This is a genomic window from Mesorhizobium sp. ArgA1 (assembly GCF_053714375.1).
On the sequence record NZ_JBSKBQ010000001.1, the window covers coordinates 194,853 to 209,129 of the forward strand.

A 14,277-nucleotide genomic window follows, 5' to 3' on the forward strand; every position below is an offset into this window, starting at 1 on the left:
GCTGGTCGAAGCACCGCACACAGACGTTGGTCAGCCCTCAGTCCGTCTTGCCCGCCCCCACGCTCGCTGCCTGCTTCGCGCCCATCCCGAGCAGCAGATTGTCGTCGGAGAGTTCGTCGCCGCGCGCCTGCCGGAACAGATTCAGCATATCGGGGACGTCGAGGCTCTTGCGCTGGTCGCCGGCAATGTCGAACACGATGGTGCCCTCATGCAGCATCACGGTGCGCGTGCCGTGGTCGAGCGCATCGCGCATCGAATGGGTGACCATCAGCGCCGTCAGTTTCTGCTCCTCGACGATGCGGCGTGTGAGATCGAGCACGAAGGCCGCGGTGCGTGGGTCGAGTGCGGCGGTGTGTTCATCCAGCAGCAGGATCTTCATTCCGGTCAGCGTCGACATCAGCAGGCTGACCGCCTGGCGCTGGCCGCCCGACAACAGCCCCATCGAATCGCTCAGGCGGTTCTCCAGGCCGAGGCCCAGCATCGACAGTTTTTCGCGAAACAACGCACGGCGGGTGGCATCGAGCGCGCGCCCGAAGCGCCGCACGCTGCCGCGCGAAAAAGCGAGCGCCATGTTTTCCTCGATCGACAGACGCTCGCAGGTGCCGGCCATCGGATCCTGGAAGACGCGGGCGATCAGCTTCGCCCGCTTGGGCGCCGGCCAGCGGGTGACCTCGGTGCCGTCGACGGCGATCGAGCCCTTCTCCGCCCTCGCCGTGCCGCTCAGCACATTGAGCAGCGTCGATTTGCCGGCACCGTTGGAGCCGATGACGGTGACGAACTCGCCTTCGGGAATGACCAGGTTCAGGCCACGCAGCGCGCGGTGTTCGAGCGGCGTGCCGCGCCCGAAGGTGACGTGAACATCGCTGAGGCTGATCATGCCGCACCCCTTTTCAACAGGCTGCGCATCGGGTTGGCGACCTTGGGCAGGATCAGCGCCATCGCCACCAGCACGGCGGTGACGAGATTGAGGTCGGAGGACTGCAGGCCGAGCCAACCGGTGTTCAGCGCCAGCGCGATGGCGATGCGATAGGCAATCGCACCGAAGACGCAGGAGAAGATGCCGATCACGATCGACCGCGTCCGGAAGATCGTCTCGCCCAGGATCACGGCGGCAAGGCCGGCAATTGCCGTGCCGGTGCCGACTGTGACATCGGCGAAACCGGCGGTCTGCGCAAACAGCGCTCCCGCCAGCGCAACGAGGCCATTGGCAAGTGCGACGCCGATATAGGTGTGCATCTCGGTCGGGATGCCTTGCGCCTGCGCCATGCGCGGATTGGCGCCGGTGGCGCGCATCGCCAGGCCGAACTCCGAGGTCAGGAAGCGGGCAAGCAAGGCACCGACGGCACTGACGATGATCAGCAGCGCCAGCACCTTCAGCGTCGGCCGTCCCGGCAGTCCGGAAGCCTCCACCAGCGGGCGCAACCAGGCAAACAGGTCTATCACCGTCGGCTGGTTCATCAGCGGGATGTTGGGCCTGCCCATGATGCGCAGATTGACCGAGAACAGCGCGGTCATGGTGAGGATGCCGGCGAGCAGGTGCAGGATGCCGAAGCGGATGTTCAGCCAGGCCGTGACGATGCCCGCAAGGCAACCGGCGACGATCGCCGCAAGCGTGCCGGTGACGGGATTGATGCCGCCCGAGATCATCGCCGCTGCAACCGCCGCACCCAGCGGAAACGAGCCGTCAACCGTCAAATCGGGAAAGTCGAGAACGCGAAACGAGATGTAGACGCCGAGCGCCACGAGCGCGAAGACAAGCCCGATCTCGACAGCGCCGATCAGGGAAATCAGGTTCATGAACCGCTCCGTTATCTTCTAGCAAATCAGGCGAGGCGCTTGCGCGCCACGCCTGATCCGTCCGTGCTGCAGGGCGCCTTCGCGCCAGGCGAAACGGCTTTATTCGATGACCTGCTTGGCGCGGTCGCGCACGCTTTTCGGAATGGTCACGCCCATGGCCTCGGCGGCCTTGGCGTTGACCATCAGGTCCGTGCCGGTTGCGTTGCGCACTGCGATGTCGCCCGGCTTCTCGCCCTTGAGCACGCGCACCACGATGGCACCGGTCTCAAGGCCGACCTGATAATAGTCGAAGCCGACGGAGGCGATCGCCCCTCGCTTGACGGTGTCGTTCTCGGCCGAGAACACCGGCAGCTTGTTTTCGGCGCCGACGGCCAGGATCGTCTCCAGCGCCGAGATGATCGTGTTGTCGGTCGGCAGGTAGATGACATCGACCTTGCCGACCAGATTCTGCGCCGCACCCGCGACATCGGCCGACTTGGATGCCGGCGCTTCGACGATCTCGAAGCCCTTGGCCTTGCCCAGTTCCTTCAGCGCCGACAGCAGCGCGATGCTGTTTGATTCCGCCGGATTGAAGGGCACGCCGATCTTGGCGGCCGACGGCAGGAATTCCCGGATCAGGTCGAGCTGCTGTTCCAGCGGCGAGAAGTCGGAAATGCCGGTGACGTTGCCGCCGGGATGGTCGCGGTCGGTGACAATCTGCGCCGAGACCGGATCGGTCACCGCGGTGAACACCACCGGAATATCCTGCGTCGCCGACACCACGGCCTGCGCCGACGGTGTAGCGATGGCGACGATGACGTTTGGCTTCTCGCCCGCGAATTTCTGCGCGATCTGCGCGGCGGTGGCCGGCTGCCCTTGCGCCGACTCGAACTCGAAGGTCAAATTGTCACCTTCCTTGTAGCCGGCATCCTCCAGCGCCTTCTTGACGCCGGCGCGCGCCGCGTCCAGCGACGGATGCTCGACGATCGCGGTGACCGCGACGGTGACCTTGTCGGCCGCAAGCGCGCTCGCGCAACCCAAAATCGCCAGCGCCATGACGCCTCCGGCGAGACCTGAGATGAAACCCTTCAATTCTTCCTCCCACTGCTTCTGCTGGACGTCGCCTGACGTTCAGTCGTCTATCGCAAATCTATCGCTTGCCGGGCCGCAAAGCGACCGGAAGCCTTTCGAAATCCTGCTGTCGATACCTGGCAGCAGCAGCGCCGCCATGATCAGACGACGACGCCGCCTGTCTGATAGCAGGCAGACCGGCTTACTTGCTAGTTTGATGCTTTGTGCCACCCGCTGGGCCGCCACAGCGTGGCGGCCCGATTGGTCAGCCGGCGGCCCGACGCCTTCGATACTCAGGCACCCGGCAATCCGCACCAGCCCCAGTTTTCCAGCAGGGCGCAAAATGGGCCGTGGCCATCCTCAATCATTCCTCCTCAACGGGTGCCGGGATCTCATCCGGTAGATTCTGCGGTCCAACCCGATCGGCAACGAGCATCGAAAGCATCATCTCGACAAGGCCATTGGCGGCCCCCTTCTCGCCACCGGTAGTGCCGATCTGGATCTGCTGCACGATCGGCAGCCTGCCGGTCTCGATCGCCTCGGCAAAGCGTATGAGGACCTGCGAGTGGAGCTGATAGTCCGGGCCGCCAAAGGCCGCGACCTTCTTCTCGGTGGCCTCTGCCTCCGCCAGACCGATGGCGCGCACCTTCTCGGCCTCCGCAAAACCGGTCGCCTTGATGCGTTCGGCATCGGCAAGCGCGACGGCTTGATCATGTCGGCCTCGCCCTGGCCGCCGACACGCACCTTCTCGGCTTCTGCCTTGGCGGTGACCTGAATGGTTTCCGCCTCCTGGCGGGTGCGGGCCAGTTGCGCCTTGCCCTCGTTCTCACTGATCTCGATGGTAAGTGCCGACGTCGTGATCTTGGCTTGCTGTTCGGCGAGCGCCTCCTTCTCACGCAACGTGCGTTCCTGAATGGCCGCCTTCTCCTGCAATTTATAAGTCTCGACCTTTTCGACCGCGATCTGGCGCTCGCGCAGCTGGATCAGGATCTGCTCTATGCTGTTCTGGCCATTGGCAGCACGGGGCGTACCAATCAACACTTCCTGCAGCTCGAGGCTGTAGGAATTGAATTTTTCGCGCATCTCCTCGCCCGATTTGCGCTGGATATCGCTACGCTCCTGCAAAAGCTGGATCAGCGTCTTTGTCTGGGCGATATTCTTGAAGTAGGCAGAGACCATCGGATCGAGCGTTTGTTCGACCAGCCGCTTGATGTCACCGAAACGCTGCACCACGAGCGGCGCCTTCATATAGTCGATATGCACGACGACCGAGAGTGGCAGCACAGGCTCGAACGCATCCTTGGTGATCAACGACACTTCAGACAGGTTCTCGTCCAGCCGGTGTTCGCCAAACTGCTCCTTCGTCCATTTGAGCACGAAGTTGGTGGTCGGCACGGTGATGATTTTGCCGGCATAGGTATTGAACGCATACTTGCCTGGCAGTAGCGGCGTTGACCAGACACCGCGTGCGCCGATTTCGACCAGCTCGCCGTGACGGTATGCCTGCCCGGATATATCCGTGCCGTGACGACCGTTATAGGAGACGACGACACCCACCGTGCCAACATCAATGACCGTCTTCTCGACCAGTTCGACGGTCGCGAAAATGCGATTGAGGAAGTAGCTACCGTCGGCCAGCACCTGCAACTGCCGGCCACGGTAGCCGCCAGCATTGAGAAACTTCTCCGGGTCCTGAAAATTGTTGTGGAAGTTCGGGTCGTTCGGATCGTTGGCGACGGTCGGTGCGATGATCTCGCCGTCCGGCAGGGCCGGACCGTCATGGATGGTGACGATGCCGATCATGTCATCGGCATTATGGATGACGATTGGCTCAAAGCCGCCGCGCTCCGAGATCATGCTGGACATATTGGCAAAAAGGTTTTGTTCGGACGAGCTCAGATTAACGGCATAGATCGACTGGGCGGTGAGCACGATGAATTGTGCGAGATTTATGGCGTAGGTGCCTTCACGCAAGATCTTGCGTTGCGGTCCTTTCTGGCCGCCTTTTTCGAGAAAGCCGCGCACATCCTGGAAGTCATCGGCGTCGGTGTTGGAAGCAAGTGTCTGCGTCGGAGGCAGCGGCTTGCCATCACGGGCAAAGACATAGCCGATCTGACCCTGCGGGATGGTGACGAGATTGGCGCGATGCATCGAATATTGGAACGGCATGAAGAAATGCAGGCCACCGCGCACAACTTCCGGCTGGTAGCCTGCCTCACGGTTGAGCGCAATGAAGCCACTACTGACGGAGCCGCGAAAGCTCCATAGTTTTTCCAGGATGCCGAGCCTGTCGTTTGGGATGTAGCGGACCACGCCGCTCCACCAGAACAGGATCGCCAGCACGATGACCAGCACGGCTATTTCGATCGCCGTCCATCCGATCGGGCCGAGATATTGTAGGGCTTCCATCTTTTCTCTCCTATGGAGCGCGCAGGTTCGTTCACCCGCCGGCCACCCGGTTGGTGTTGATTTATGAAGCGGGGAGATTGCGCAACGACACGCTCGACGCACTGAAGGGCGTGTCGAACGTTTGGGCTGCTCATTGTATGGAAAAATGACCGCGCGTCCCGAGTCCCCAGTGGGGGCGACGTGGCCGTGAGTTATCTCACATCGGTGTTGCCTTGATAGACACTACAACAAATGACGTAGGTATCGCACCAACAGGTTTAAAGATAGTTCGCGCGGAAATCGTAAAAGTATTCCAACGCTATTTCGAAAGCCTGGCGGTTGGCCTTTATTGGCGAGAGCGCGAAAAGGCGCTCCGGCGGGGTCAGAACCGTCGGCGGCCGATCCGTCCGGCTGTCTTACGTTAGTCGAAGAAACCGGCGTCCTCTTCCGCGAGATATTTTTTCGCTCCCTTGGCGTCGATGTCGAGGCCCAATCCCGGCGCTTCGAGCAGGTCGACCATGCTATCCCTGACGATCTGCCCCTTGGGGAGGCCGATGACGATGTCCTCCCACCAGGGGTCGGAGGCACTGGGATATTCGAAGGCGATGTAGTTGGCGGGTAAGGTGGCGCAGACGTTGATCAGCGCGCCAAGACCGAGGAGCCCGTTCGCCGTGCCGTGCGGCGCCATCATGATTGAGTGCATGTAGGCATGCTCGGCCACCCATTTGAGCTCGGCGATGCCGCCGATATCGGCGGGGTCGGGGCCGATGACGCGCACCGCCTGGGTTTCGATCAGCTCCTTGAAGTTATGGCGCAGATAGATCTGCTCTCCCGTGTGGATCGGGGTGGAGGTGGATGTCGTGAGTTCGCGATAAGCCTGCGGATTGACCCAAGGCACGTAGTCGCCGGTCAGCATGTCCTCCAGCCACATCAGATTGTATTTCTCGACTGCCTGCGCAAAGCGGATGGCGTCCGGCAGAAACCAGCCGGGGCCGCAATCCAGCGCCAGAGAGACCTTGTCGCCGAGCACCTCCTTCATCGCGATGACGCATTCGATCATATGCGCCATGCCGCGCTCGCTGATTTGCCCCTGGTCCATCGCGCCGTGATAGGTCGGCGGCTGGCGCACGCCATAGTGGAAGTCGGGCACGGAGGTCTTCATGTTGGAGTGAAAGCTGATGCCTTGCTTGACCATGAAGAAGTTTTCCGGCCGCTCCATCATCCATTTGACGTCGGCCGCATAATCTTCCGGCTTGTCGCCGGTGCGCCTCCTGCGGATCGAGCCGTTATAGACCCGAACTTGGTCGCGGATCTTGCCGCCGAGCAGCTTGTAGACCGGGACGCCGGCCGCCTTGCCGGCAATATCCCACAGCGCATGCTCGATGGCGCTGACGGCGGCGCCATAGGGCTTGAACGAGCCGCGCTGGCGGATCTTCAGCATACAGCGTTCGACGTCCGTCGGGTCCTCGCCGATCAGCGCGTCGCGGAAATGCAGCACCCAAGGCTTGAGATAAGGCTTGGTGTACTCAACCTCGCCGAGGCCATAAAGGCCCTCGTCGGTGACGATGCGGACGACGGGATGCTTGCCGATGACGGCGCACCGGAGATCGGTGATTTTCATGATGTCCTCTATTTCACCGACGAGAACGCGGTTGGCGCGAGAAACTGGCTGGAAATATTGGCCAGGATCGGGCCATCGCGCTCGGACTCGTCGCGGACCTTGAGCCATGCCGGATCAGTGGTGAAAGCCTTCCATCTCACTTCGCGCTCGGCAAGGGATTCCCAGGCGACAAAATAGGTCAGTCGATTGCTGCTTTCGCCGACCACCGTGGTGAAGAACCCGGCCTGGCGGATGCCGTGCCTATCCCACAGCGCCAAGGTATGGTCGTTGAAACGCTTGAGCAGCGCCGGCAACTGGCCCGGCAGGCAGTCATAGATACGAAGTTCGTAGATCATGGTTTCGTCCGTTTCTTTCTTCGCCTCTCCCTTGGGAGAGGTCGACACGAATGGTCGGTCGTTGGCCCTGTCAGCCTGGGGAGAATGAGGACAGGGGGTCTGGGCTAACTCCAGGTCCGGTCCCAGCTATATTCATTGTCCCAATGCTCGGTGGATTGCCATATCCCAGTGACACCGGGCTGCAGATGCTTGCTGATCACCTCGTCGACCACGTCGTCGATGCCGAGGCCGGGCTTGTCGGGCACCGTGATAAAGCCGTCCTTGACCAGCGGCTTGGGCAGGCCGGTGACGATGTCGTCCCACCAGTCCACTTCGACGCTGTGATATTCGAGCGCCATGAAGTTTTCCGTGGCGACCGCGACATGAGCGGCGGCCATCGCCGCAATCGGGCTTTCCGCCATGTGAATGGCCATGGCAACACCGTGGTCCTGCGCCGCGTCGCCGATCTTCTTGGTTTCGAGGATGCCGCCGGTGGTCAGCAAGTCCGGGTGGATCACCGAGATGCCGGCGCTGAGCAGCGGCTCGAATGCTTCCTTGAGGTAGATGTCCTCACCCGTGCAGATCGGCACCGACGTAGCCTGCTGCAACTGGCGATACTGTTCGGTGTACTGCCAGGGAATCACGTCCTCGAGCCAGGCCGGTGCGTACTTCTCGATCCGCCGGGCGAGACGGATGCCGTCCTGCAGCGAGATGTGGCCGACATGGTCGATGGCGAGCGGGACCTCGTAGCCGATCACCTCGCGAACCTCGTGGATATATTGGTCGAGCCGGTCGATGCCCTTTTCGGTGAAATGGAGGCCGGTGAACGGGTGCGGCACGTTCTGCGCATCATAGGCGGCGTTGCGCGCCCGGCGTTCGTCCAGCGTGCGTGCCGGACCGCGGCTGGCATGCGAGTACAAACCGTCAAGCACGCCGGCCGGCGCCACCACCGCGCCCGGTATGTGGGAGATCTGCGCCAGCCCGAGATCCATTTTCAGGAAGGTGAAGCCGAGATCCATCCGCGCCTTGAGCCGCTTGCCGGTCTCGGAGCCACTGGGCTTGTCCGCGTCGGTGTCGCAATAGACGCGCACCTTGTCGCGAAACCGCCCGCCGAGCATCTGGTAAATCGGCACGCCATAGGCCTTGCCGGCGAGGTCCCACAGCGCGATCTCGATTGCCGAGACACCGCCACCTTGCCGCCCATGGCCGCCAAATTGCTTGATGCGGCGAAACAGCCGGTCGACGTCACAGGGGTTCTCGCCCAGCAACCGGCTCTTGAGCATCAGCGCATAGGTCGCGCTGGCGCCGTCGCGCACTTCGCCCAGGCCGACAATGCCCTGGTTGGTATAGATCTTGATCAGCGCCGAGGTGAATGGCGCGCCGACAATCTCGGCGACGCGCAGATCGGTGATGCGCAATTCGCTCGGCCTGGAGTTGGTGTTCACCCGATCGAGCACCTCGCCGGCTGTGTCCGTTTTTGGCATGACCTATCCTCGTTCTGATTGGCTGCGACTGGCGCCCGCACGCTGCGCCGGGCGAGAGCATTGCTAGCCCAGCTCAATCTCGTGGGCTTGCAGATAGTCGCGGTTCATCTCGACACCCAGACCGGGTTTCGACGTCAGTCTGAGATTGCCGTTCGACACGTCGAGAGGTCTGTCGATGAGGTGATCGTATTTGCCCAGGTTCCACTCCGACGTTTCGAGCTTGTAGAAGTTGGGAACCGTCATCATCACCTGCGCTCCCGCAACCACGTTGATCGGTCCCGCCGCGTCATGCGGCGATACCGGGATATAGTAGGCTTCGCACAGGGCAGAAATCTTCTTGAGTTCGGTAATGCCGCCGGTCCAGGTCACGTCCGGCATGATGTAGTCGGCGAGCCTGTTCTCGAGCACCGGTACGAAATCCCATTTCGTGTGGCCGCGCTCGCCCCACGAGATAGGGGCGCTGACCTTCTCACGCACCTGCTTGAGGGCATTGAGGCTCTCGGGTGGGCAAGGCTCCTCGAACCAGTCGATCTGGCCGGCTTCCTCGAGGCTCCCGCAGAGGCGAATGGCGGTAGGAACGTCGAAGCGGCCATGCGCGTCGATGAGAATGTCGACATCAGGCCCCGCCGTTTCGCGGATCAGAGCCGTCAGTTCGGCGGCCTCGCGTTCGTCCTTGCGGGTCATGCTGCCATCGAGGTAGCCGTCCCGCTGTTCGCGAGACAAGCCATCGGCGGTGTGACCCTGGTGGGGGAAAGGATCGAACTTCAGCCCGGTATGGCCGGACTCGACGATGTCTCGAATTTCTCGGACCACAGCCTCCTTGCTGGTAAACTTGCGTTGGTTGGGATGGGTATAGAGCGCGATTTCATCACGTACCGGTCCGCCCAGCAGTTCGTAGATCGGCTTGCCAAGGACTTTTCCCCTTATGTCCCAGAGAGCTATGTCGATGGCGCTCACGCATTCGACGGCGGCGCCGCGGCTGCCCATGTAGGTGAAGCTGCGGAACACCTTGTGCCACAGATACTCGATACGCGCCGGGTCCTCACCTGTCACTGCGGCGCCGATCTGCCGCAGGATCGTGCAGAGAGCGCGGTTGGCGAGCCTTGTGGTGGTGGTGATCTCCCCCCAGCCGCTCACCCCCTCGTCGGTCGTCACTTCGACGAACAGGAACTCTCCCCAATAAGAGGCATCGGACTTGATCAGCCACGGCCGAATGCTCGTGATTTTCATCTCAACTACCTTTGTCTGAAGTGGGTTGGGATAACGACGTTCCGGACCGGATGTTCTATCCCGCCCGAGCGGCGTTACGCGCGCGCATGTGCTCGAGGACATGCCGGCCGGAGCCCTCGACATGGCGCGCAATCAGTTCGGCGGCCTCGTCGGCATTTCCCGCTTTTACATGCGCGATGAGCTCGCGGTGCTCGCGAAGGATTGCGGCACGCCGGGCGAGCGTGAAATTGAAACGCCGGCTCACAGCCCGCAGCACTTCGCGATGCTTCCACCAAAGCTCGGCGGCATGCCGGTTGTAATGCCTCTGGTACATCACGGTGTGAAAGGCGGTATCCAGCTCGCTGTGCCTGAACGTGTCGGCAAAGTTGTTCTCTTCAATCAGGCCCTGGATACGTTCGAGTTCGGCAATGTCCTCGACGGTAGCCATATTCACAAACCATCGCGTCAGGGCTGGCTCGATCAGCACTCCGATCTCGTAGATGTCCCGGACAAAATCCTGATCTATAGGTCGCACGCGTGCCCCGCGGTTGGCGACAAAGGTGACGAAGCCCTCCCCCCGCAGCAGCTGCAGAGCCTCGCGCACGGGGTTGGTCGAGGTACCGTGACGCCGGGCGAGATCGGTGACGACAAGCCGTTCATTGGCGGCGAGCCGGCCCTCGATGATGTCATCCCTGATCAGTTGATAAAGCGATGCGCCCTCACTGGAGGCTCCGATAGGGTCGATCCCTTCGGGTGGCTCTGCTTTGAAATCGCTTGCTTCGGCCAAGGCCGGCTCCCCTCATCAGTACACATTCTGTTCGATATCATGCACGGTTTCCATAAACAATGTACGATTTACCGCGTTGACAGATAATTCACGATCTGAAAACGTACGAAAGGCTCGAAGGGATACATCGAACGGAAAACGTCCCGAAACCGACGAGCAGGACCGCTCGCCTCGACGCAGAGCGGCGTGGGAGAGAAACCTGGAGGATACCTATGACGAGGATTTCACTCGGCGGTGCCGTCCTGCGCGGCACTGTCTCCACTGCTTTGATGGTATCGTTGATGTCCGCACCGGCGCTGGCTGCGGCGCCGGTCGACTTGAGCAAGTGGTCGCCGGAATATGTGCGCTCCATTGCGGGCACACAGGACTTTGACACGGCGGCCGATTGCGCCAAGGTCACCCCTCTCGACTACAAGGGGCGACTGACTTTCTGGTATCAGGGCGTGTTCGAGGGCGACCCCGACCTCCTGCGCCAGTATTACAAGGATTTCTTCGAAACCTTCCGCAAGACCTACCCGAACATCCAGCTGGAAGAACAAGCCCTCACCTACAACGACCTCCTCGACAAGTTCCGCACGGCGCTCCTTGGCAATGCCGCGCCGATGGCGGTGCGCCTGCAAATCCTCGGTGGCACCGAGTTCGCCGCAAAGGGCTATCTGCAGCCGCTCAAGCCTGAGGATGTAGGGTACTCCACCGACGACTTCTGGCCCGGCGCCATGAAGGCCGTAACCTGGGACGGGGTGACCTACGGCATTCCAACCAACAACGAGACGATGGCGTTCATCTGGAATGCTGATATCTTCAAGCGTGCGGGCCTCGATCCGGACAAGGCTCCGGCAACCTGGGATGACGTGGTCAAGGATTCCAAGCAAATCCACGACAAGCTCGGCATTGCTGGTTACGGCCTTGTGGCTCGCAAGAATGCCGGCAATACGCCGTACCGTTTCATGCCGCAGCTGTGGGCCTATGGCGGCGGCGTCTTCGACGAAGCAACGGCGAACCCGACCTACAAGGAGATCCTACTCAACAGCCCGCAAAGCAAGTCTGCGCTGCAGGCCTCCTACGACATGTATGTTCGGGACAAATCGGTTCCGGTCTCGGCACTCACCAACCAGCAGGCAGACAACCAGCCCCTGTTCCTGGCCGGTCAGCTTGGCATGATGGTCTCGCACCCCTCCGACTACAACGTCATGCTCGACCTGCAGAAGAAGGCGACCGGCACCGACAAGGACAAGGCGCAGACCGTTATCGACAACATGCGCTATGGGCTGATACCGACTGGCCCGGACGGCAAGCGCGCAGTCGTGTTCGGCGGCTCGAACATCCACATCCTCAAGCCCGAATATGTCGAGGGCGGCAAGGTAGACGAGCCGGCGGCAAAGGCCATCATCTGCATGTGGACGAGCCCGGAATGGTCGCTGAAGATGGCCTATGCCGGTTCGAACCCCGGCAACCTAAACGGCTTCAAGACCAAATGGATGAAGGAACGTCTGGACCACATCAAGTTCCTCGATGTCACGACTTCGATGTTGCCATACGGCATCCCGTTCCCAGCGCTGCCGCAGTCCCCCGAGATCATGAACATCATCATCCCGGACATGCTGCAGAACGCCCTGACCGGAGCGATGACCGTCGACCAGGCAGCGGACGACGCGGCCAAGAGGGTGAAAGAGCTGATGGGCGGCGGACTGTAGCCGAAGCTGACCTGCCATCCACCGGCTGCGCCGAGAGTGCAGCCGGTTCGTTCCGAAGAACAAGGGCACGCCAAAGTGACGATCGTGACCGGCAAGGCCGGGGCTCGGCAAGAGTTGCGGCCCGCTCGTTGGAGCCTGCTGCGGCGGAATATCTGGGAGCATCGCGCAGACTACGCGTATGTGCTGCCTGCGATCGTCGTGATGCTCATCGTCATCGCTTACCCGATTTACTACACGGTCGAGCTGTCGTTCTTTAATACGCCGCCGGGCCTGCAGCTCCGCGACAAGATCTTCATCGGCTTCGACAACTACACGGCGATCCTCACAAGTGAGGTGTTCTGGAAAGTCACCTGGAACACCCTTGTCTGGACATTGGCCTCCACCTTCGTCTCCTTCGCCCTCGGCTTTGCCGCCGCGCTGGCGCTCCACCGCGACTTTGTCGGCCGTGGCGTCCTGCGCGCCATCCTGATCATTCCCTGGGTCATCAGCGCGGTCGCCGCCTCCTATATCTGGAAGTGGATCTACCATTCGGATTTCGGCATCATCGGCGCGGTGCTGGTCGGCCTCGGATTGACCGACCGGCCGCCGAACTTCATCGACAGCGTCAGCACGGTGTTGCCCTCCCTGATCGTCGTCAATATCTGGCGCGAGTTTCCGTTTGCCATGATCATGATGATGGCCGGCCTGCAGACAGTTCCCGACCAGTTGCTTCGCGCCGCCAAAGTCGACGGGGCCAATGCGTGGCAGCGCTTCTGGCACGTCACCTTCCCACACCTGAGGGACGTTTCAACTGTGACGATCCTGCTGCTCGCAGTGGCCAACTTCAATTCGTTCATCATCCCCTGGATCATGACCGGGGGCGGGCCGTCCAATGCATCTCATATCTGGATTACCCATATTTACGAGCTCGCCTTCGGCCGGCAGCGCTGGGGTGTGGCTTCGGCCTATTCTGTGCTCCTCTTCCTGTTCATGATGACGCTGGGCTACTTCTACGTCCGTGCGTTGAGCGGCAACGAGCGGAAAGAGGCGAACTCATGAGCACGATTGCCGAGACTGCCTCTCGAAGCCGGTCCCGTCGCCGCGGGGGCGTCGACGGATGGCGGTGGGCCGGACGCATCTTCCTCGTGTTCATGCTGCTCTACACAGCGTTGCCGATGGTCTGGATGCTGATCACTTCGATCAAATCCGGGTTCGCGGCGATGCAATTCCCGCCGCAATGGTGGCCCGACGAACCCACCCTCGCCAGCTACCAGAAGCTGCTCGATCCGCAGAACAGTGTCGGCCAGGACTTCCTCCGCTTCTTCTGGAACAGCCTTTTCGTGTCGACCGCCACGACAATCCTTTCGGTGATCGTGGCTGTCCCTGCGGCCTACGCGTTTTCGCGCTTCCGTTTCCCCGGCCGGAACTTCCTGTTCTTCACCGTGCTGCTGCGCAACATGTTTCCGGCCGTGATCTTTCTGGTACCCCTCTTCATCCTGATGCGCATGCTGGGGCTGGTGAACACGCATGGATCGCTCATCCTCACCTACCTCACATTCGGCTTGCCGCTGGCGATCTGGCTGCTCAAGGGCTTCTACGACAACATTCCGGTGCAACTCGAGCAGGCGGCGCGCATCGATGGGGCAACACGGTTCCAGGCCTTTATCCTGATCGTGATGCCGCTCTCGACGCCGGGGATCATCGCCACGGCGATCTATTCCTTTATCGGCGCGTGGAACGAGTACATCTACGCCTATACCTTCCTGTCAAAGAACGAGCAGCTGACACTGCCGGTCGGTATCCAGCGCTTCTTTTCGGAAAATACCACGGATTTTCCGGGTCTGATGGCGGCCAGCTTCATGATGAGCGTGCCCGTCGTGGTGCTGTTCCTCGTCCTGCAACGATACTTCGTACGCGCCCTTACAGAAGGCGCGGTCAAGCACTAAGGAGCTGC

11 protein-coding genes and 1 pseudogene are annotated in these 14,277 nt (G+C 61.3%); 3 read left to right on the forward strand and 9 right to left on the reverse strand.

The genetic code is table 11. The features are described 5' to 3' along the window. Window positions 1-37: 37 nt before the first annotated feature. The 9 genes and pseudogenes from ACWGTI_RS00865 to ACWGTI_RS00905 form a co-directional block, all read right to left on the reverse strand. Window positions 38-877 carry an ABC transporter ATP-binding protein gene (locus ACWGTI_RS00865; RefSeq protein WP_454585372.1) on the reverse strand — a complete coding sequence of 280 codons (840 nt, stop codon included), beginning with the start codon at window positions 875-877 and terminating at the stop codon, window positions 38-40. Continuing rightward, window positions 874-1,797, reverse strand: coding sequence for an ABC transporter permease (locus tag ACWGTI_RS00870; protein ID WP_454585373.1), 924 nt, complete (start codon window positions 1,795-1,797; stop codon window positions 874-876). Before ACWGTI_RS00870 ends, ACWGTI_RS00865 begins: the two co-directional genes overlap by 4 nt. A gap of 99 nt (window positions 1,798-1,896) precedes the next feature. Beyond that, window positions 1,897-2,832 carry an ABC transporter substrate-binding protein gene (locus ACWGTI_RS00875; RefSeq protein ID WP_454574933.1) on the reverse strand — a complete coding sequence of 312 codons (936 nt, stop codon included), beginning with the start codon at window positions 2,830-2,832 and terminating at the stop codon, window positions 1,897-1,899. A gap of 379 nt (window positions 2,833-3,211) precedes the next feature. Continuing rightward, window positions 3,212-5,256: pseudogene (locus tag ACWGTI_RS00880) on the reverse strand (SPFH domain-containing protein). Window positions 5,257-5,656: 400 nt separating this feature from the next. Beyond that, window positions 5,657-6,856, reverse strand: a complete 1,200-nt coding sequence (locus tag ACWGTI_RS00885) for a mandelate racemase/muconate lactonizing enzyme family protein (protein ID WP_454585374.1) — start codon at window positions 6,854-6,856, stop codon at window positions 5,657-5,659. Window positions 6,857-6,864: 8 nt separating this feature from the next. Further along, the gene (locus ACWGTI_RS00890; RefSeq protein ID WP_454585375.1) at window positions 6,865-7,191 is read right to left on the reverse strand and encodes an NIPSNAP family protein; all 327 of its coding nucleotides are present in this window, start codon (window positions 7,189-7,191) and stop codon (window positions 6,865-6,867) included. A 104-nt stretch (window positions 7,192-7,295) separates the two neighbouring features. Beyond that, window positions 7,296-8,654, reverse strand: a complete 1,359-nt coding sequence (locus tag ACWGTI_RS00895; RefSeq protein ID WP_454585376.1) for a mandelate racemase/muconate lactonizing enzyme family protein — start codon at window positions 8,652-8,654, stop codon at window positions 7,296-7,298. 63 nt (window positions 8,655-8,717) lie between these two features. Next, a complete protein-coding gene (locus tag ACWGTI_RS00900; protein ID WP_454585377.1) occupies window positions 8,718-9,884 on the reverse strand; it encodes a mandelate racemase/muconate lactonizing enzyme family protein in 1,167 nt (388 codons plus the stop codon). A gap of 55 nt (window positions 9,885-9,939) precedes the next feature. Further along, window positions 9,940-10,650, reverse strand: a complete 711-nt coding sequence (locus ACWGTI_RS00905) for a GntR family transcriptional regulator (RefSeq protein WP_454585378.1) — start codon at window positions 10,648-10,650, stop codon at window positions 9,940-9,942. Between the two features lie 212 nt (window positions 10,651-10,862). On the opposite strand from ACWGTI_RS00905, the gene ACWGTI_RS00910 reads away from it, so the two are divergent. The 3 genes from ACWGTI_RS00910 (at window position 10,863) to ACWGTI_RS00920 (ending at window position 14,269) form a co-directional block, all read left to right on the forward strand. Next, the gene (locus ACWGTI_RS00910) at window positions 10,863-12,344 is read left to right on the forward strand and encodes an ABC transporter substrate-binding protein (RefSeq protein ID WP_454585379.1); all 1,482 of its coding nucleotides are present in this window, start codon (window positions 10,863-10,865) and stop codon (window positions 12,342-12,344) included. Window positions 12,345-12,419: 75 nt separating this feature from the next. Beyond that, window positions 12,420-13,382, forward strand: coding sequence for a carbohydrate ABC transporter permease (locus ACWGTI_RS00915; protein ID WP_454574706.1), 963 nt, complete (start codon window positions 12,420-12,422; stop codon window positions 13,380-13,382). Then, window positions 13,379-14,269, forward strand: coding sequence for a carbohydrate ABC transporter permease (locus tag ACWGTI_RS00920; protein WP_454585380.1), 891 nt, complete (start codon window positions 13,379-13,381; stop codon window positions 14,267-14,269). The genes ACWGTI_RS00915 and ACWGTI_RS00920 overlap by 4 nt, the downstream gene beginning before the upstream one ends. Window positions 14,270-14,277: the final 8 nt, after the last annotated feature.